Source organism: Winogradskyella litorisediminis (assembly GCF_042675765.1).
Classification (GTDB): Bacteria; Bacteroidota; Bacteroidia; order Flavobacteriales; family Flavobacteriaceae; genus Winogradskyella; species Winogradskyella litorisediminis.
In genome coordinates, this window is sequence record NZ_JBHTJL010000009.1 from 361,974 (window position 1) to 380,889 (window position 18,916).

Sequence of the window (18,916 nt, forward strand, 5' to 3'; positions counted from 1 at the left end):
TTGGCTATAATGAGTTTTGTTAATATTATTTTAAGCTGCTAAATATAATACATTCATCGCTTCAGTTTTTTCCCTTTGGGAAGATTAAGATGGGCTTAACCAAGATTTATAATAATCGTCATCAGCAATTTTAAGCGCTTCTTCCGTGACCTTTAATGGTTTAAATGTATCAACCATCACAGCTAATTCATCTGTCTTTACTTTACCAATACTTCGCTCCATTGCACCTGGATGCGGACCGTGAGGAATACCAGCAGGATGTAACGAAATATGCCCAGCATCTATATCGTTTCGGCTCATAAAATCGCCATCTACATAATACAACACCTCATCACTATCTATATTGCTATGATTGTAAGGTGCTGGTACGGCGAGCGGATGATAGTCGTACAAACGTGGTACAAAACTACAAACCACAAAAGCATCAGTCTCAAAAGTCTGATGTACTGGTGGCGGCTGGTGTACACGACCTGTTATTGGCTCAAAATCATGAATAGAAAACGCATACGGATAATTATAACCGTCGTAACCCACAACATCAAAAGGATGCGAAGCGTAAACCATATCGAATATTTCGTCTTGTTTTTTAATTTTTATAGTAAACTCGCCAGACTCGTTATTGGTTTCTAACTCGTAAGGTCTACGAATATCACGCTCGCAAAATGGCGAATGTTCTAGCAATTGCCCAAACCAATTGCGGTAACGTTTTGGCGTGTAAATTGGGCGATAGGATTCTACGATAAATAATCTGTTATCTTCAGTATCGAAATCTAGTTTGTAAATAATACCTCTAGGCACAAGTAAATAATCGCCGTATTTAAAATCGAGATTACCCAAATGTGTTCTTAATTTTCCTTTGCCTTTGTGTACGAAAATCAATTCATCCGCATCGGTGTTTTTATAGAAATAGTTTTTGGTTGAATGCTTTGGCGCTGCTAAAATGATGTTGCAGTCAGAATTTGAAAGCACAATCTTTCGGCTTTGTAAATAGTCGTTTTCTGGTTTTACTTTAAAACCATGCAAACGGTAAGATTGTATGTTATTCGCCTTTGCAATTTTTGGTGCCACACTGTAAGGCTCACCTATAGATTTTACTTGTGTTGGTCGTTGCTCGTGGTAGCTGTTGGTAGACATACCGTCGAAACCAATAGTTCCAAACAATTGCTCGTAGTAAAACGAACCGTCTGGTTTTTTGAATTGCGTATGACGCTTTGGAGGAATTTTTCCGAGTTTATGATAAAAAGGCATTTTTTTTGGTGTTTAATTTTTAAGCTGAATAAGCTTAAAACAATTATGCTTAAAATTACGAAAAAGTAAATTTAAAAATAGATGCTAGTCACTTAGATGCTGAATTAACACTTTGACTACGCTCAGTGTACAGGTTTAGCATGACAATCTAGATTGTCATTCTGGATTCCTTTTAATAAGGAAATGAAGGTGAAGTTTCAAATCTGCGAAGAATGCTTTCATATTGTTACAAATATCGAAAAACTTTTGAGACTCTAAAATTTCTAAAACAATTTAAATAGAACATAAAATTTATGTGATACTAAAAAAAGTCTAGCATTACAAGTCATTAAAAAAATGAATTTTCAAAACCAAAACCCAACATTAAAAAACCAATGACTCTCTTTGGTTTCTGGCGAAAAAGTATATTTTGCCTCTATTGGTCCTAAAAAAGTTTCGAGCGAATAGCCAAGTGCATAACCTGTATAGTCTGGGGTTGATATCCATGTAGTATCATCAAAAATGTTGTTGCCGATATTGGCGTAGTTTCCTGCTAAAAGAATATGGTTTTTTTCGAAAATCTCATAATCTATTGTAAAGTCTCCTTTTACAAAACTGTTGCCTACAATACTTAAATAATCATATCCGTAAAAGGAATTGATGTTATTAATAAAATTTTCTCCATAACCTCCGAAAGCAAAATCTAAGAAATTAGTAGAACGGTCACCTAGCTGAAAACCACCAGAAGCTTCAATTTTAAAAGATAATTTATCTGATAAGCTAAACGCATAACCCATATCTGCTTTTAAAATAGAAAAGCCATCAAAGTCAGAATTTAACCCGTTTGCTCCAATATACCAATGGGCATCACCATTAAACACAAATCCATTATTTGGAAAGTGTTTATTGTCATACGTGTCAATTTTTAAATTTCCAAAAAGGCTGAAGTAATTAGAATCGTCGAAAGTAAATGCCTCTTCTTGGTTGAGTCCATTACTTAAATTTTCGGTGGTTATTTTTAAATTTTTGTGCTCAATACCTGCTTTAATTTCGTATTCTTTGGCTAAAAGTGTTTGCAAATAAATTTGATTGGTTTGGTCTTGTTGCTCAACTTCTACTTTATTAATATTAGCTAATATTGGATTGTCTGGCGCAAATAAGAGGTTGGCATTTACAGACCTATCAAATTGGTTAAATCGAGACTTTAAACCTACACTAAGATAAAATCCCTTGTCAATAAAGTAATCAAAGTTATAGCGAATATTGTCACCAAGTATGATATCTAAAGACGCAAAATCATTTTTAAAAAAAAGTCTTTTTTTGGTAAGATTGGCTAAAACTGCTGTACGGTACAACTCATCGTAATGCAAACCTAATTTTAAAAACGTACTAGTCTGCGCTTCTTTTACCCTTATTTTTATATCGACAGAGTCGTTTTCTTTTGAAATGAAATCATACCTAATTGCATCAAAATTATTTGTAGCTACTAGACTTTTAATTCCTTTATCTAATTTGTCATAGCTCACTTTTTCGCTACCTCTAATTTTTAATTTTCCTAAAACGTATGATCTTGTATATCTATCGTTTCCGCTAACCGAAACATAACCAACTTTAATACTATCTGGGATTTTTAAACTAATTGGATTGGAAGAAGTGCTTTGTGTTGCCCTAAGCGCCACTAATGCATCTAGTTGTTTATTGGCTGCTTGCACACCAACTTTAACGATATCTCTCGCTTCGTCAAAAGAAATCACTGAAAAATTAGTAATATCTGGTTTTATGTAAATATCGGTTAGCTTTTTTTTGCGACGCATATCATTTATCGTCCGATAATTATTAATTTGAAGTAAAATTTCTGGAGCCGAAGTAAGTTGCTCTCTGTCCTTCAAGCCATCTTGTACATCGACACCAATGACTATATCTATACCTCGCTCTTTAAGTTCTTCAATAGGATAATTGTTTGTAACTCCACCGTCGATATATATATTACCATCAATTTCTACAGGCTGAAAGAGTGATGGAAAAGCACCGCTTGCTGTAACAGATTCGGCTAAATTTCCTTGCTCAAAATAAACAGGTGCACCTGTTTCAATATTTGTAGCGACACAAAAAAATGGAATAGGTAATTTATTAAAATCCTTAACATCTTTTGAGGCTAATAATAATTTATAAAGTAAGCCGTAAACGTTTTGACCACGAGAAATACCAGATGGTAATTTTATTTTAAATCCATCAAAAGGTAAGCTAATTGCATAACGTTCTGAATTGTTTCGTTCTATAAGTGATTTTGAATTTCTTGGAAATTTATCATTTATCAACACATCAAAATCTATTGTTCTAAATAAAGAATCTAATTGTTTGCCAGAATAACCAGAAGCATATAGCGAACCAATAATTGCACCCATACTTGTACCTGCAATATGGTCGATTTTTATTCCTAAACTATCAATAACTTTGAGCGTGCCTATATGCGCAAAACCTTTTGCGCCACCACCACTTAGCACTAGCCCTACTTTTTTGCGTGGCTCGTCTTGTGCGTAAAACGATAACGAGCAAACACAACAAAAGGTTAGCAAAATTACTCTGATATGTGTTTTTAAAATCTTCAACCTATTCTTTATGATAATGATTATATACTTTATTGGCTCTAGAAACACCTACAACATCTTCTAACTCGTCTAGTTTAGCATTTGCAATTCGTTTTACAGATTTAAAACGTTTCATTAAATCAATAATTGTTTGCTCTCCTACTCCAGGAATATTTTCGAGCTCTGTTTTTAAAGCTCCTTTACTTCTTCGATTTCTGTGATGCTCAATCCCAAAACGGTGTGCTTCATTTCGTAATTGTTGTATGATTTTTAATGTTTCGCTTTTTTTATCTAAATATAAAGGAATTGGGTCATCTGGATAAAATAATTCTTCCAAACGTTTTGCAATACCGATAATCGCAATTTTTCCTCGAAGCCCTAAAACATCTAAACTTTTTAATGCTGAAGATAATTGGCCTTTTCCTCCATCTATGATAATAAGTTGTGGAAGCGGTTGGTCTTCTTCAAGTAAGCGTTTGTAGCGTCTAAAAACAACTTCTTCCATTGAAGCAAAATCATCTGGACCTTCAACAGTTTTTATATTAAAATGTCTGTAATCCTTTTTACTTGGTTTTCCGTCTTTAAAAACAACACACGCCGCAACAGGATTTGTTCCTTGGATATTAGAATTATCAAAACACTCGATATGCCTTGGCTCTTCGGACAAACGTAAATCGGCTTTCATTTGTGCCATGATACGATTGGTATGTCTATCTGGATCTACAATTTTAATTTGCTTCATTTTATCCATTCTAAAATACTTCGCATTTCTTAGAGATAAATCCAAGATACTTTTTTTATCACCCAATTTTGGCACAGTTACTTTAACATTGTCTCCTAAATCTACTTTAAAAGGCACATAAATTTCTTTACTGTTTGAGTTAAAACGTTGTCTTATTTCAGTGATGGCTAGCTCTAACAATTCTTTATCAGTTTCTTCAAGTTTTTTCTTAATTTCTAGAGTGTGCGAACGTATAATTGAACCATATGACAATTGTAAAAAATTGATGTAAGCATAACCTTCATCACTTACTATTGAAAATACGTCTACATTGCTAATTTTTGGATTTACAACCGTGGATTTTGATTGGTAGTTTTCTAAAATATCAAGTTTTTCTTTTACTTTTTGAGCATCTTCAAACTGCATATTTTCTGCAAAAGTTTTCATTTGCTTTCTAAATTGCTGAAGCGAGTCCTTAAAATTTCCTTTTAAAATTTCGCGAATAGCGGCGATATTACTATGATATTCTTCTTCGGTTTCTAAACCTTCACAAGCACCTTTACAGTTACCCAAGTGATATTCTAAACAGACTTTAAATTTGCCCACTTCAATTTTTTCTTCGCTTAGATGATAGTTGCAAGTACGTAATTGGTACAACCCTTTAATTAAACCTAAAAGCGTTTTTACGGTTTTCATACTTGTGTATGGTCCAAAATATTCTGATCCATCTTTAATAACTCGACGTGTTGGAAATATTCTTGGAAAGCGTTCATTCTTTACACAAATCCAAGGGTAAGATTTATCGTCTTTTAATAAAACATTGTACTTGGGTTTATATTTTTTTATTAGGTTATTTTCAAGCAAAAGCGCATCACTTTCTGTCTCAACCACGATATGTTTTACACTAGCAATTTTACGCACTAACACACGCGTTTTGCCGCTTTCATGATGTTTTGTAAAGTAAGAACTTACACGTTTTTTAATATCTTTAGCTTTACCAACATAAATAAGTTTATCATCTGCATCAAAATACTGGTAGACACCAGGCTGATGTGGTAAGGTTTTAAGCTGAATATCGAGTGCGTTGTTAGCCATATAATCAAAGGTAATAATTCCTATTTGTTTGTTATGGTCGCAATAGGTTTTATTCTTAATTTCGACGCTCGCTATTTTTAAGAAAAAAATGACAAAAAAAATACTCGGTCGTACCGATAAAGTTGATTTTCCTGAGCTAAATCTCTTTGACGTAGATGTAAAAATGGACACTGGTGCATACACATCTGCCATACATTGTTCTAAAATTATAGAAAAAGATGGCACACTCGTTTGCACATTTGAAAGTATTGGGCATTTAAATTTTAATAGTGCAAATATTGTGTTTACAGAGTACTCGTATACAGATGTAAAAAGCAGTAATGGCTTTAAGGAAAACAGATACAAAATAAAAACAAAAGTTATATTCTTTGGAAAAACCTATAGGATTAATTTAACTTTAAGCACTAGAGCAGATATGAAGTTTCCTGTACTAATAGGACGACAATTTTTAAAACAAAAATTTATTGTTGATGTAGACCTCATTGATCAATCTTATAATTTAAAAACAAAATGAACATAGTAATACTATCGCGCAACGCGCAGTTATATTCCACACGAAGACTGATTGAAGAGGCTGAAGCTAGAGGTCATCTAGTCGAAATTATTGACCCGCTAAAATGCGACATCATCATTGAAAAAGAAAAACCAACTATTTTTTATAAAAACCGTTACTTAGATTATGTTGATGCTGTAATTCCTAGAGTTGGTGCTTCAATTACATTTTATGGTTGTGCTGTTGTAAGACAGTTTGAAGAAATGGGCGTTTTTACCATCGCCAAGTCAGATTCTATATTACATTCTAGAGATAAATTAAAGAGTTTGCAGCGTTTAAGTAAAGCGGGAATTGGCATGCCAAAAACCGTTTTTACCAACTACTCAAGAGATGTTGAAGAAGTTATAAAGTACGTTGGTGGTACACCTTGTATTATTAAACTTTTAGAAGGCACTCAAGGCTTAGGTGTTGTTTTAGCTGAATCAAAAAATGCGGCCGAATCTGTTTTAGAAGCTTTTAATGGTTTACAAGCGCGAGTAATTGTTCAAGAATTTATAAAAGAAGCTAAAGGCGCAGATATTAGAGCGCTCGTTGTAGACGGCCAAGTTGTTGGCGCTATGAAACGTCAAGGAAAAGAAGGTGAATTCCGATCTAATTTACATCGTGGCGGTTCTGCAGAAATTATTAAATTAAACACGGATGAGTTAAAGCTAGCCATGAATGCAGCAAAAGTTTTAAAACTCCCTGTTTGTGGTGTAGACATGTTACAGTCTGGCCGAGGTCCTTTACTTTTAGAAGTTAATTCTACACCTGGCCTCGAAGGAATTGAAGGTGCCACCGGAAAAAATATAGCTAGAGCAATTATTACATTTATTGAAAAAAATAGAAAGTAAAATTTACTAAAAATAGTACCACTTTCGTGGGAAATTGATATGAGCGAAACAAATGTTTTAGAAATATTAGGAGAACGTGTTGGCTTGGGACAAAGCGCCAAAGTAAGTTTTAATGTGGCTAAACTGCATACACAGAACACTATTGATGTTCCTGTAATAATAGAACGCTCAAAAAAACCAGGACCAACTGTATTAATTACGGCAGGTATTCATGGCGATGAAATTAATGGTGTAGAAATCGTACGCCAAATCATTGCAAAAGGCATTAATAAACCCAAACGTGGCACTATTATTTGTGTGCCCGTAATTAATGTATTTGGCTTTATACACATGGACCGTTTGTTTCCTGATGGTCGTGACCTAAATCGTGTATTTCCTGGAAGCAAAAACGGCTCGCTGGCTAGTAGAGTTGCCCACGAACTTATGACTAAAGTCGTACCACATGCCGATTTAATTTTAGATTTTCATACTGGTGGCGCAGACCGTTTTAATGCCGCGCAAGTGAGAATTGTAAAAAATGAAGTCGTGTTAGACGAACTTGCAGAAGTTTTTGGTGCACCATTTATTTATTATTCTAAAAATATAAAAAGTTCATTTAGAAGTTCAGTTTATAAATTAGGTATACCAATGCTTTTGTTCGAAGGCGGAAAATCCTTCAATATGCATAACGCCATTACAAATACTGGAGTTAATGGTGCCAAACGCGTTTTGCATCATCTTAAAATGTTGCGTTCGCCATTTAAAGTAAGTAGTCCTAAAAAAGAAGCTGTAAAAATTTTAGAAAGTAAATGGTTGCGCGCAAGCTATTCGGGTATGTTTAAAAGTGTAATCAATATAAATACATATGTCGAAAAAGGAGCTGTTATAGGAAATATAACTGATCCTTACGGTAGTTTTAATCATTTTGTAAAGGCGCCAAATGCAGGTTATGTTTTTAACATTAACGAATCGCCTTTGGTCTATCAAGGTGATGCTATTTTTCATATTTCAACAAAGCTTGAAGGCGAATGACAAAATCTGAATTGCGAAATAAGTATAAGAAACTTAGGCAAAAGTTAACTTTAGAAGATATTGAAGAAAAGAGTTTGGCCATTGCAAACAAGCTTTTAAAACTCAATATTTGGCAATATTCCTTTTATCATGTATTTCTTTCTATTGAAACTCAAAAAGAAGTCAATACAGATTATATATTAAACATTCTTTCAGGAAAAGACAAGCACATCGTAATTTCAAAAAGTAATTTCAGCGATTACTCTATGTCTCATTTTCTGCTTACAGACAACACCAAATTAAAAATCAACGCCTACAATATCCCAGAACCGATTGATGGTATTCCCATAAGTCCTGAACAGTTGGATGTCGTATTTATTCCACTTTTGGGATTTGATATAACTGGTAATAGAATCGGATACGGTAAAGGATTTTATGATAGATTTTTGTCTAAATGTAAACCCGAAACTCTAAAAATTGGCTTATCTTTTTTTGAAGCTGAACCAGAAAAATTTACTTCTACTGAAAATGATATTAAATTAGATTTCTGCATCACACCGTCTAAAATTTATCAGTTTTAGCGCTTTTATTTCTTAAATAATTTAATTTTTTTGTTTTTTTATTCAAGCTTTAATAGTTCTACTGCTGTCTTTTTATATTGTTTATCAAAAGATTAGAGTTGATATTTTACGTTTAATCGTATTTTTTTGCGTTTGATAGAATTTTTAATACTTTAGCATTCCTCCAAACTGCCTAAAATGCAATTAAAAATAAATGCCTTAAACAAACAGGTTATTACTAATAACAAACTTTGTTATTGGGAATTGACTCAAAACAAAAGTTACTGGTCAAGTGCCTTTATTACAAATCTTGGATACTGTGTAGATGAACTTTCAATAGGATTAGATTTTTTTCTTGATAACATCATTCATCCAGATTTTAAACAGACCTTTAGAGATAATTTTTACAATTTAGTAAGATATAACATTGCATTTAAACAAAACATCTTATTAATTAATAAAAACAAAGAGCAATTAGATTACGTCTGTACCACTGATGATGCTTTAGATTTAATTTATGGAAAAGAAAACTCTAATAACATCTACTTTTTTAAATCTAAAATAAACACTCATGAAAAAGTTAGAGGTAGTAATTTTTATTATTTAGAAACTGCCGATATGACTTCTACAGGTAGCTGGTATGTAGATTTTGAAAACAAAAAAAGCTATTGGGATAATATAACAAGACGCATTTTGGAATATCCTGATGATTTTATTCCCTCAGTAAAAAAAATTGATAAGGTTATCAATTTAAAACATAAAAGTTTGGTTTTACAAACATTTTATGAGTGTAGTAAATTTGGTAAACCCTTTGATATCGAAATTTTAGTTAATACTGCTAAAAATCGAAAAATTTGGGCAAGAGCCAAGGGAAAACCCGTGTTTGATAAAGGGAAAAACATCATAGGCTTGCGAGGTGTATTTCAAGATATAGATGATCGTAAACAAAATGAAATAAAAATTGAACGCGCAGCAAGAGTTGTAAAATCTCAAAACTCAAGATTATTTAATTTTGCCCACATAGTATCACATAATTTGCGCTCGCATACCAGTAATCTTTCCTTAATACTTCAAATGATAAATGAAGTAAACGATATCAACGAAAAATTAGAACTTTTAGATAACTTAACGGAGGTCAGTGATAGTCTTAACTCTACGATTAATCATTTAAATGAAGTCGTAACTGTACATTCATCAGTTAAGGAACCTAGAGAAATAGTCAGATTTGACGAGACGCTCAACAGAGCTTGTGTTTCTATAAGTCAAATGATTGCTTCTAATAAAGCGTCTATAATAACAGATTTTAGTGCTGTAGAATCCGTAAAATACATACCAGCTTATATGGATAGTATTTTTCTTAATCTCCTTTCTAATGCCATAAAATATAGAGATGAAATACGCATCCCTAAAATAGAAATCAAAACCTATTATTCTCCTGATGATGAATCTAGGATATGCTTAAAAATTAAAGATAACGGTAAAGGCATTGATTTAGACAAATTTGGCGACAAGATTTTTGGGATGTACAAAACGTTTCATTACAACAAAGACGCTACGGGTATAGGATTATTTATAACCAAAAATCAGATAGAATCTCTAAATGGTACTATTGAAGTTGAAAGTAAAGTAAACGAAGGGACCACTTTTTTAATCACATTTTAGTTAATGATAAACTCTAAAATAAAACTAGCCTGTATTATTGATGATGATAGTATTTATGTAAATATCATTAGTAAAATTATTGACGCAAAAAAGCTAGCCGAAAACCTTCTTATTTTTGAAAACGGAAAAAGTGGAATCGATTATTTTGAAACTTTACTTCAAAACTTTAGCAATGAGCTAGACATTCCAGAAATTATCTTATTAGATATTAACATGCCAATAATGGATGGTTGGGAATTTATCGAGCGCTTTACAAAAATTAAAAATAAGTTTAACACGCCAATTACACTTTACGTGGTGAGCTCATCAATAAATAAGGTTGATATTGAAAAAGCAAATTCTCTCTCATCGGTCGAAAGTTATTTGGTAAAACCTGTTAAGATTTCGGAGTTAGAAGCGGTTTTTACGAAAACAGCTTAATTTTTAAAAGCCTTCTTATTAAACACAATCAATACGCCAATACCTGTACTAATAGCCACATCGGCAATATTAAAAACAGGATCAAAAAAGGAGAATTGTTTGCCACCAATAATGGGTAACCAATCTGGTAAAAATCCTTTATAAATTGGAAAGTGCAACATGTCAACTACATTGCCATAAAATACACCAGCATACCCACCAGCTTCTGGTAAAAACATAGCGACTTGGTTATAACTATCTGAGAATAGAACGCCATAAAACACAGAGTCTAAAATATTACCCAAAGCACCAGCAAAGATTAAAGAAATTGCTAAAATCAGTGTTTTTGGTTTTTGCTTTTTTATGGTCGTATACAACCAATAACCAATGACTGATACAGCGACTATTCTAAAAAGGGTTAGAATCAACTTAGCTATCTCGTCAGAAATTGAAGCGTGAAAATCACTCAAAGTTGTTCCCCAAGCCATGCCTTTATTTTCTACAAAAACAATTTCAAACCAACTAAAAACCGCGACATCTTCATATAGTTGAAAATGCGTTTTTACATAGATTTTACTTATTTGGTCAATAAGCAAAATCGCTATAATAATTAGTATGGAGTTTTTGTAAGACATTAAATTATATTTGTTATTCGGCTTTTTTCACTGTTATATTTCCACTTACTGTAGTAAGTTTCCAAACATTAAATCCAAACATATTGTTGGGGATATCTACCAAACCGCTTTTAGAATCTGTTTCTATTATCGCATTTTTGGTAACAACCCTAATATTGCCATTAGCTGTTTTTATTTCAGCAGATTTAGAAATTCCTAAAACCTTACAATTACCTTGGGCCAAATCCATTTTTAGGTCGTTAAAATTTCCTTTAGCATCAACAGACCCAACATCACTTTTTATAGAAAGATTCAAATTTTGTGGCATTTTAATTTCTAATGAGGCCGAAATAACTTTGTGCGCATTTCTTTTATCATCTGGCGTATCATAAAGTACGGTGCGTTTTAATGCTATGATAAGTTGATTGCCTTTTACTTCTGAAATTACCGAAAATTCATTACCGTATTCGCCATCAGAAATTGAAGCTATTTCAATATTGTTTCTGGAAGATGTTTCTACTGAAATATCAAAAATCTGTTCGCCATTAATATACACTCCTGAAATTCCGTTTGCCGAAAATATATTCTTCGCTATATTTTGAGCATTAACCGAAAAAGAAAAAGCAGCAATTAAAAAATATAAGAAAGCCTTGAAAATAATATTCCAAGGCTTTGTTGTTGTATTAAGTTTCAAAATAATATATTATTTCTGCATGTTTTTAGCTTCGATGCTTAACGTCGCATGCGGCACTAATTTTAGACGCTCTTTATTAATCAATTTACCTGTGACTCTACAAACGCCGTAAGATTTATTCTCAATGCGAATGATAGCATTTTTTAAATCGCGGATAAACTTTTCTTGACGGATAGCTAAAGCCGAATTTGCCTCTTTACTCATCGTTTCGCTACCTTCTTCAAAAGCTTTAAATGTTGGCGAAGTATCGTCCGTACCATTATTATGGTCATTCATATATGCAGATTTAATTAATTCTAAATCGTGCTCAGCTTTTTTAATTTTATCCTGAATAAGTACTCTAAATTCTTCTAAGTCTTTATCTGAATATCTGTTTGTTGTCTCTGTTGCCATAATTTTAATGTTTTTGAATAAACAACTTGGTATTTATTTCATCAAATGCAATTTCTATACCGTTATTTAATTGTTCTACAATTTTTAAATCTTCGGTTAATGTTTCAGATTTAATATAAGCCTCATTTGCGCTAACTGCTTCGGTAATATTTGCATCGTTTTGCAATTGTACGTCAATTCTGTCAGTCACTTCAAAACCAGAGTCTTTTCGTAAATTTTGAATGCGATTTACCAGCTCTCTAGCAATACCTTCGCTACGCAAATCTTCATTAATAGTTACATCTAAAGCCACTGTTAATGCGCCTTCGTTTGCCACAAGCCATCCTTCAATATCTTGCGACGTTATCTCAACATCACTAAGCTCTAAAGTAATATTTTTTCCATTAATGTCAAGCTCGTAAGTACCATTTTGCTCCATTTTGTTAATATCTTCTGCTTTAAAGCTATTTACTGCGCTGGCAATCAACTTCATATCTTTTCCAAAACGTGGACCTAGAGTTTTAAAGTTTGGTTTAATCTGCTTTACTAAGATATCCGAAGCATCTTCTAGCAGCTCAATTTCTTTAATATTAACCTCGTGTTTTATTAAGTCTGCAACCGCTTCAATTTCTTCTTTTTGTTGCTTACTCGTTACAGGAATCATGATTTTCTGTAATGGCTGACGTACTTTAATTTTCTCTTTTGCTCGTAATGATAAAACGAGAGATGAAATGGTCTGGGCATTTTTCATTTTTCGCTCTAAAACGCCATCAATTGCACTAGTATCGGCAACTGGAAATTCTGCTAAATGCACGCTTTCAAAATTTTCTTTTTTGGTGACTGCATTTAAGTCTAAATATAAGCGGTCCATAAAGAATGGCGCAATTGGCGCCCCTAATTTTGCTAAGGTTACCATACAGGTATAAAGCGTTTGGTATGCCGAAATTTTATCGGATTGGTAATCGCCTTTCCAAAAACGTCTTCTGCTTAAACGCACGTACCAGTTACTTAAGTATTCTTGTGTGAAGTTTGAAATCGCTCGTGCTGCTTTCGTAGGTTCATATTCCGCATAAAATGTATCTACTTTTTGAATCAAAGTATTTAATTCTGAAAGTATCCAACGGTCTATTTCTGGTCGTTCGTTTAAAGGAATATCCGCTTCAGAATAATCGAAACCATCTAGATTTGTATACAAACTGAAAAATGAATAGGTGTTATACAACGTTCCAAAGAATTTACGCTTTACCTCTTCTATGCCATCAACATCAAACTTAAGATTATCCCAAGGATTTGCGTTGCTTATCATGTACCAACGTGTGGCATCTGCGCCGTAAGTTGATAGTGTTTCGAATGGATCAGTGGCGTTACCAAGGCGTTTAGACATTTTCTGTCCGTTTTTGTCTAAAACTAGTCCGTTTGACACTACATTTTTATAAGCTACGGAATCGAAAACCATAGTAGCAATGGCATGAAGCGTATAAAACCAACCACGTGTTTGGTCTACACCTTCGGCGATAAAATCTGCCGGAAACGATTTATTCTCGTCAATAAGTTCTTTATTTTCAAACGGATAATGCCATTGTGCGTAAGGCATAGAACCAGAATCGAACCACACATCTATCAAATCGCTTTCACGTTTCATTGGTTGCCCAGATTCTGAAACTAATGTTATCTTATCAACAATGTTTTTATGTAAATCTATCTTTTCGTAATTCTCCTCAGACATGTTGCCAACTTCAAAATCGGCAAAAATATCTTCGGTCATTAATCCAGCGTTGATTGACTTTTCAATCTCAGCTTTAAGCTCTTTCATAGAGCCGATGCAAATCTGCTCTTTTCCGTCTTCGGTACGCCAAATTGGTAACGGAATTCCCCAAAAACGCGAACGTGATAAATTCCAATCGTTTGCATTTGCTAACCAGTTACCAAAACGACCTGTTCCTGTAGATTCTGGTTTCCAGTTAATGCCCATGTTTAACTCGTGCATGCGACCTTTTACATCGGTCACTTTTATGAACCAAGAATCTAAAGGATAGTATAAAATTGGCTTATCTGTACGCCAGCAATTTGGGTAACTGTGCTTGTATTTTTCAACCTTAAAGGCTTTGTTTTCGGTTTTTAGTTTGATGGCTAATTCTACATCAATAGATTTTTCTGGTGCTTCACCTTCAGGATAATATTCGTTTTTGACATACTTACCACCAAACTCGCCTAATTCTTTTCGGAATTTACCTTGCAAATCCACCAATGGCACCAAATTATCATTCTCATCTTTTACTAAAAATGGGGGAATTTCTGGAGTTGCTTGCTTTGCTACCAAAGCATCATCTGCTCCAAATGTTGGCGCGGTGTGAACAATTCCTGTTCCGTCTTCGGTCGTTACAAAATCTCCAGAGATAACTCTAAAGGCGTTTTGTTTATTTTCGAATTCTAAGTTAAAATCTAAAAGCTGCTCGTAAGTTATTCCTACTAAATCGGAACCTTTGAATTCTTTTACAACGAAGTATGGAATCTTTTTATCACCTGAATTGTAGGCTAAAAGTTCAGATTTCTCTTCAACCAAATTGAATTTTCCAGCAAATTGTTTGTTTACTAAACTCTTCGCTAAAACCACATTCATAGGTTTAAATGTATATTGATTATAAGTTTCAACTAAAACATAATCAATCTTTGGTCCAACCGTTAATGCTGTGTTACTCGGTAATGTCCAAGGTGTTGTTGTCCATGCCAAAAAGTAGATGTCGCCTTCGTTTTGTAAAAAGTCTGGCAAACTATCTGCATTAGCTTTAAATTGCGCTACAACCGTAGTATCTGTTACATCTTGATACGTTCCTGGTTGATTGAGCTCATGCGAACTTAAACCAGTTCCTGCTTTTGGCGAATAAGGCTGAATGGTATAGCCTTTGTATAATAAATCTTTATCGTAAATCTGTTTTAAGAGCCACCAAACAGATTCCATATATTTAGATTTGTAAGTTACATATGGGTCATCCATATTAACCCAGTAACCCATTTTTTGAGTAAGGTCGTTCCAAATATCTGTGTAACGCATTACTGCTTTTTTACACGCGGCGTTGTATTCTTCTACCGTAATTTTTTTGCCAATATCTTCTTTGGTGATACCCAATTCTTTTTCAACGCCAAGTTCAATTGGTAAACCGTGTGTGTCCCAACCTGCTTTTCGCTTAACCTGAAAACCTTTCATGGTTTTGTAACGTGGGAAAATGTCTTTGATCGCACGTGCTAAAACGTGGTGTACACCAGGTAAACCATTAGCGGAAGGTGGACCTTCAAAAAAAACGTAAGGTGGTTTTCCTTCGCGTGTGGTTACCGATTTATTAAAAATATCGTTGGCTTCCCAATAGTTGCTAATTTCATCAGCAACATTTGGTAAGTTAAGTCCTTTGTATTCAGGGAACTTTTGGCTCATTGTAATTACTTCATTTTAAGAGGGCAAAAGTAAAAAAAATTGAATGAATATGCGCTAATTTCAATAGCGATATGCTTTGAGCAAGATTTTGAACTGATAAAGCAATATTAAAATATGAATTTGGTCTATTTTTACTGTAAATCAACAAATAAATTAACATGAAAAGATTAATGCATTTAAACATTATATGTCTCTTTATATTTACTGTGAGTTGCAACCTAAAAAGTTATGCTCAAATCCCAGATGCTGTCAAAACCTCTTTTAAAGCCAAGTATCCTGATGAAAAGCCTGATAATTGGGAAATTGATGACCATGGCAATTACGAGTTTCATTTTAAAAAAAATGGAGAGAAAATGCGTGCAGATTTTTTAAAAACTGGGAAATGGATTGAAACCGAAATAAGTATTGATAAAGACGAGTTACCGAAAGCCATTAAAAAAGTAATTAAAGAAAAATTTGATGACGAAGACATTACCGAAGTCGAAAAAGTAATGCATCATAGCAAAGGCTTATTCTATGATGTGGAGTTTAAAAAGAAAGGTAAAAACAAAGATGTGATGTTTAAAACTGACGGTTCTATAATACATTAGACTATTTTATTAAATCTAAAAAGATAATACAGCAAATTAAATTTGTTGGATTTTTTTATAACTCTACATCTAATTCTACCAGCTTATTTTTAAGCGCATAAACTACCAAACCAGCAATATTTTTTGTTTCCGTTTTAACAAATAAATTTTTGCGATGCGTTTCTACGGTTCTATTGCTTATAAATAGTTTCTCGGCAATTTCATTGGCCGTTAATTGCATACAAATAAGTTTTAAAACTTCTAGCTCACGTTCTGTAAAGTACTCGTTATCGAGATGAGATTTTGTCTTTGCACTTTGAGTGTTTAGGTTAGAGTTTTCTATATATCTTTGTACTTCGTCTGTATAATAAAATCCGTTTTTATGGACTTCTTTTATTGTTTTTATCATTAAACTTGGTGTGCTGTTTTTTGCTAAATATGCAACAGCACCAATGGAAACCATATTTAAAATAAAAGGTTTACTAAAATAACTTGTTAACGCAATAATTTTAATGCGCGGAAACTCTTTTCTTATAATTTTGGTAACCTCAACACCATTTAGTTCTGGCATTTTTAAATCTGTTATTACTATAGAAGGTCTAATTTTTGAACTCCGTAATTTTTGAACTAAATCTTGACCGTTTTCTGCATCAAAAAGCACCGTAATTTCTGTATCAGCTTCCAGCATATTTTTGATGCCTTGTCTAAATAGCAACTCGTCGTCTGCTATGGCAATTTCTATTTTAGGCTTCATAAGGACATCGAATTAAAAAATTACTTCCACTACCAATTTTGCTTTCAATAGCTAATGTACCTTTTAAAATTTTAACACGACTATTAATGTTCTGAAGTCCAATGCCTAGTTTTTCATTTACCTTATTTGTGTCAAAGCCAATGCCATTGTCTTGAAATCTTAGTTTAAAACCATCTGCTTTATCTTCCATAAAAACCACTATTTCATTTGCCTTACCATGTTTTAACGAATTGTTTACAAGCTCTTGAATAATTCTAAAAACATGAAGTTGATTATTTCGAGTTAGCTGTAACTCTTCTAAATTATACTGAATATCAATAGTTGTGTTTTTACTAAAATCTTCGAAAAGTTCCTCAAGCGCAGCTTTAAGTCCAAATTTTTCCAAAATCGGAGGCAATAAATCGTGTGCAATTTTTCGTGAACTTTCCAAAGTGGTTGATGTAATTTTAAGAATTTGTTCTAAAGATTCCTTTTGGTTTTGCCCAATTGTATCATCTTCAATAAGCATATTTGTAGTTAAACTCACAATATTTAATTTAGAACTTATATCATCATGAAGGTCTTGTGCAATACGCTTACGTTCTAGCTCTTGTATTGCAATAGAAGTTTGTAATACTTTTTGTTGGTGTTTTACTTTTAGATTGGCTTTTTCGCGCTCTTTCTCAATTACTTTTTTTCTGGAAAAGAAGAAGAATAAGATGACACCTAGGCAAGCGATTATTAAGAATATAGTAGCAAAAATAAGGACTACTATGAGTTGGCTTTCTTGTGCCTGAAATTCTTGAACCATTCGAAAAATATTAAACCATAATATACTAAAAGAAATACCGAATTTAAAGCTAGCAGTAATCTCCCAAAACTTTTAAATCCTTCGATTGGATTAGAAAAATTTTGCAATATAAATACCAATACACTTATTGTTTTATAGACTATAACACCAATCGTAATGTATAAAAATCGAAGCTTATTTGTGTAAGAATTATACAAATTTATAGCTGAAAGTAATAATATTGGAATTGCACATAGCAAAATCTCTAAAGGATGAAAAGCCGTTAAATTAAAATATCCTAAGAAACTAATAATTATCAATATTAATAACGCAAAAGAAACTGATATAATTAAAAAATTAGCCTTTTTTCTTTGTTCTTGTAAAAGAATACTTTTAAAAAATAGAGATAACAGCAAAAATTCTCCTATGAAATAAACATGAGAATAAATTAAATTATTCTCTTTTAAATAATATAAAACTGCAGTAAAAGCTGATATGAAAGAAATAAATATTAAGTAAATGCAAAACTGCTGATAGCCTATATAATCTTTATTTTTTCTAAAAGTTACTAAATAGAGTACAACTAATATTAAAGGAACAAATGCTGAAATATCACTTAGAATATCCATTTATTTGATTTATCCGTGATTTAGTGGACTATTTTTATCACAATGTCTAGGACAAGGCAATGAAAAATCAAAACAACCGCTTCCATCTAAATCAGACTCTTTAAAAGGTGCGTCTTTTTCGCCTTTAACCATATCGCGTTCTACACCAGAGGCATCTTTTTTTGTACCGACTAAAACCATAGTTTCTCCATTGGCTTCAGTTTGGTCTGGATTAATTGCTAAATAGCCACGAATGCTTGAGTCTTCAACATTATTTAAAGTAAAATTGCCTTTGCCATCGTCTTGTAAGACTTTCATCTCTTTTAATATATCAACAATAGCATCGCAACTCATTAAAAAGGCTTTAGCAGAACCAGAGCGCATGTTAGATTGATATGTCTTTGTCCAAGCCGTAGCTTGCTCGATTGAAATTGATTTTTTCCCCATAATTGATTTGAATTAATTTTTCCTAAAGTAA

General features: G+C 32.9%; 18 protein-coding genes. 7 read left to right on the forward strand and 11 right to left on the reverse strand.

The genetic code is table 11. The features are described 5' to 3' along the window. Window positions 1-84 precede the first annotated feature (84 nt). The 3 genes from ACFQ1Q_RS03910 to uvrC form a co-directional block, all read right to left on the reverse strand. A complete protein-coding gene (locus tag ACFQ1Q_RS03910; protein ID WP_386128187.1) occupies window positions 85-1,248 on the reverse strand; it encodes a homogentisate 1,2-dioxygenase in 1,164 nt (387 codons plus the stop codon). Window positions 1,249-1,592: 344 nt separating this feature from the next. Further along, on the reverse strand, window positions 1,593-3,803 hold the full coding sequence (locus ACFQ1Q_RS03915; RefSeq protein WP_386128189.1) for a patatin-like phospholipase family protein: 2,211 nt from the start codon (window positions 3,801-3,803) through the stop codon (window positions 1,593-1,595). A gap of 34 nt (window positions 3,804-3,837) precedes the next feature. Next, entirely contained in the window at window positions 3,838-5,631 is a 1,794-nt protein-coding gene (uvrC, locus tag ACFQ1Q_RS03920; RefSeq protein WP_386128191.1) for an excinuclease ABC subunit UvrC, read from the reverse strand. 88 nt (window positions 5,632-5,719) lie between these two features. On the opposite strand from uvrC, the gene ACFQ1Q_RS03925 reads away from it, so the two are divergent. The 6 genes from ACFQ1Q_RS03925 (at window position 5,720) to ACFQ1Q_RS03950 (ending at window position 10,649) form a co-directional block, all read left to right on the forward strand. Next, a complete protein-coding gene (locus ACFQ1Q_RS03925) occupies window positions 5,720-6,145 on the forward strand; it encodes an ATP-dependent zinc protease family protein (protein WP_386128193.1) in 426 nt (141 codons plus the stop codon). Beyond that, entirely contained in the window at window positions 6,142-7,017 is an 876-nt protein-coding gene (gene rimK, locus ACFQ1Q_RS03930; RefSeq protein WP_386128195.1) for a 30S ribosomal protein S6--L-glutamate ligase, read from the forward strand. The genes ACFQ1Q_RS03925 and rimK overlap by 4 nt, the downstream gene beginning before the upstream one ends. Window positions 7,018-7,056: 39 nt before the next feature. Next, window positions 7,057-8,028: a succinylglutamate desuccinylase/aspartoacylase family protein gene (locus tag ACFQ1Q_RS03935; RefSeq protein WP_386128197.1), complete on the forward strand. Its 972-nt coding sequence runs from the start codon at window positions 7,057-7,059 to the stop codon at window positions 8,026-8,028. Then, complete coding sequence (locus tag ACFQ1Q_RS03940; RefSeq protein ID WP_386128199.1) at window positions 8,025-8,588, forward strand: 5-formyltetrahydrofolate cyclo-ligase; 564 nt, start codon at window positions 8,025-8,027, stop codon at window positions 8,586-8,588. The genes ACFQ1Q_RS03935 and ACFQ1Q_RS03940 overlap by 4 nt, the downstream gene beginning before the upstream one ends. Before the next feature lie 177 nt (window positions 8,589-8,765). Beyond that, window positions 8,766-10,229 carry a PAS domain-containing sensor histidine kinase gene (locus tag ACFQ1Q_RS03945; protein ID WP_386128201.1) on the forward strand — a complete coding sequence of 488 codons (1,464 nt, stop codon included), beginning with the start codon at window positions 8,766-8,768 and terminating at the stop codon, window positions 10,227-10,229. Window positions 10,230-10,232: 3 nt separating this feature from the next. Next, window positions 10,233-10,649, forward strand: a complete 417-nt coding sequence (locus ACFQ1Q_RS03950) for a response regulator (RefSeq protein ID WP_386128203.1) — start codon at window positions 10,233-10,235, stop codon at window positions 10,647-10,649. Here ACFQ1Q_RS03950 and ACFQ1Q_RS03955 read toward each other — a convergent pair. From ACFQ1Q_RS03955 to ileS, 4 genes are read right to left on the reverse strand one after another with little or no spacing between them, the layout of a single operon-like run. Then, the gene (locus ACFQ1Q_RS03955) at window positions 10,646-11,263 is read right to left on the reverse strand and encodes a lipoprotein signal peptidase (protein ID WP_386128205.1); all 618 of its coding nucleotides are present in this window, start codon (window positions 11,261-11,263) and stop codon (window positions 10,646-10,648) included. The genes ACFQ1Q_RS03950 and ACFQ1Q_RS03955 overlap by 4 nt on opposite strands. Window positions 11,264-11,276: 13 nt before the next feature. Beyond that, window positions 11,277-11,936: a hypothetical protein gene (locus ACFQ1Q_RS03960; protein WP_386128207.1), complete on the reverse strand. Its 660-nt coding sequence runs from the start codon at window positions 11,934-11,936 to the stop codon at window positions 11,277-11,279. A 9-nt stretch (window positions 11,937-11,945) separates the two neighbouring features. Continuing rightward, entirely contained in the window at window positions 11,946-12,329 is a 384-nt protein-coding gene (locus ACFQ1Q_RS03965; protein ID WP_386128209.1) for a TraR/DksA family transcriptional regulator, read from the reverse strand. A gap of 4 nt (window positions 12,330-12,333) precedes the next feature. Then, on the reverse strand, window positions 12,334-15,738 hold the full coding sequence (ileS, locus tag ACFQ1Q_RS03970) for an isoleucine--tRNA ligase (RefSeq protein WP_386128211.1): 3,405 nt from the start codon (window positions 15,736-15,738) through the stop codon (window positions 12,334-12,336). A 158-nt stretch (window positions 15,739-15,896) separates the two neighbouring features. On the opposite strand from ileS, the gene ACFQ1Q_RS03975 reads away from it, so the two are divergent. Continuing rightward, window positions 15,897-16,328, forward strand: a complete 432-nt coding sequence (locus ACFQ1Q_RS03975; RefSeq protein WP_386128213.1) for a PepSY-like domain-containing protein — start codon at window positions 15,897-15,899, stop codon at window positions 16,326-16,328. Window positions 16,329-16,383: 55 nt separating this feature from the next. Here the strand turns inward: ACFQ1Q_RS03975 and ACFQ1Q_RS03980 are convergent, their stop codons facing one another. From ACFQ1Q_RS03980 to ACFQ1Q_RS03995, 4 genes are read right to left on the reverse strand one after another with little or no spacing between them, the layout of a single operon-like run. Then, window positions 16,384-17,061: a response regulator transcription factor gene (locus ACFQ1Q_RS03980; protein ID WP_386128216.1), complete on the reverse strand. Its 678-nt coding sequence runs from the start codon at window positions 17,059-17,061 to the stop codon at window positions 16,384-16,386. Next, entirely contained in the window at window positions 17,051-17,851 is an 801-nt protein-coding gene (locus ACFQ1Q_RS03985) for a sensor histidine kinase (protein WP_386128218.1), read from the reverse strand. The genes ACFQ1Q_RS03980 and ACFQ1Q_RS03985 overlap by 11 nt, the downstream gene beginning before the upstream one ends. After that, window positions 17,812-18,459, reverse strand: coding sequence for a hypothetical protein (locus ACFQ1Q_RS03990; protein WP_386128219.1), 648 nt, complete (start codon window positions 18,457-18,459; stop codon window positions 17,812-17,814). Before ACFQ1Q_RS03990 ends, ACFQ1Q_RS03985 begins: the two co-directional genes overlap by 40 nt. A 9-nt stretch (window positions 18,460-18,468) precedes the next feature. Further along, a complete protein-coding gene (locus ACFQ1Q_RS03995; RefSeq protein WP_386128221.1) occupies window positions 18,469-18,885 on the reverse strand; it encodes a hypothetical protein in 417 nt (138 codons plus the stop codon). Window positions 18,886-18,916: the final 31 nt, after the last annotated feature.

Excerpts from the sequence above, each read along its gene's own strand:
- ACFQ1Q_RS03950 (WP_386128203.1), top strand. The coding sequence starts at position 10,233 with ATGATAAACTCTAAAATAAAACTAGCCTGTATTATTGATGATGATAGT.
- ACFQ1Q_RS03995 (WP_386128221.1), bottom strand. The coding sequence starts at position 18,885 with ATGGGGAAAAAATCAATTTCAATCGAGCAAGCTACGGCTTGGACAAAG.
- ACFQ1Q_RS03910 (WP_386128187.1), bottom strand. The coding sequence starts at position 1,248 with ATGCCTTTTTATCATAAACTCGGAAAAATTCCTCCAAAGCGTCATACG.
- ACFQ1Q_RS03965 (WP_386128209.1), bottom strand. The coding sequence starts at position 12,329 with ATGGCAACAGAGACAACAAACAGATATTCAGATAAAGACTTAGAAGAA.
- uvrC (WP_386128191.1), bottom strand. The coding sequence starts at position 5,631 with ATGGCTAACAACGCACTCGATATTCAGCTTAAAACCTTACCACATCAG.
- ACFQ1Q_RS03980 (WP_386128216.1), bottom strand. The coding sequence starts at position 17,061 with ATGAAGCCTAAAATAGAAATTGCCATAGCAGACGACGAGTTGCTATTT.
- ACFQ1Q_RS03975 (WP_386128213.1), top strand. The coding sequence starts at position 15,897 with ATGAAAAGATTAATGCATTTAAACATTATATGTCTCTTTATATTTACT.
- ACFQ1Q_RS03940 (WP_386128199.1), top strand. The coding sequence starts at position 8,025 with ATGACAAAATCTGAATTGCGAAATAAGTATAAGAAACTTAGGCAAAAG.
- rimK (WP_386128195.1), top strand. The coding sequence starts at position 6,142 with ATGAACATAGTAATACTATCGCGCAACGCGCAGTTATATTCCACACGA.
- ACFQ1Q_RS03925 (WP_386128193.1), top strand. The coding sequence starts at position 5,720 with ATGACAAAAAAAATACTCGGTCGTACCGATAAAGTTGATTTTCCTGAG.
- ACFQ1Q_RS03990 (WP_386128219.1), bottom strand. The coding sequence starts at position 18,459 with ATGGATATTCTAAGTGATATTTCAGCATTTGTTCCTTTAATATTAGTT.
- ACFQ1Q_RS03985 (WP_386128218.1), bottom strand. The coding sequence starts at position 17,851 with ATGGTTCAAGAATTTCAGGCACAAGAAAGCCAACTCATAGTAGTCCTT.
- ACFQ1Q_RS03945 (WP_386128201.1), top strand. The coding sequence starts at position 8,766 with ATGCAATTAAAAATAAATGCCTTAAACAAACAGGTTATTACTAATAAC.
- ACFQ1Q_RS03935 (WP_386128197.1), top strand. The coding sequence starts at position 7,057 with ATGAGCGAAACAAATGTTTTAGAAATATTAGGAGAACGTGTTGGCTTG.
- ileS (WP_386128211.1), bottom strand. The coding sequence starts at position 15,738 with ATGAGCCAAAAGTTCCCTGAATACAAAGGACTTAACTTACCAAATGTT.
- ACFQ1Q_RS03955 (WP_386128205.1), bottom strand. The coding sequence starts at position 11,263 with ATGTCTTACAAAAACTCCATACTAATTATTATAGCGATTTTGCTTATT.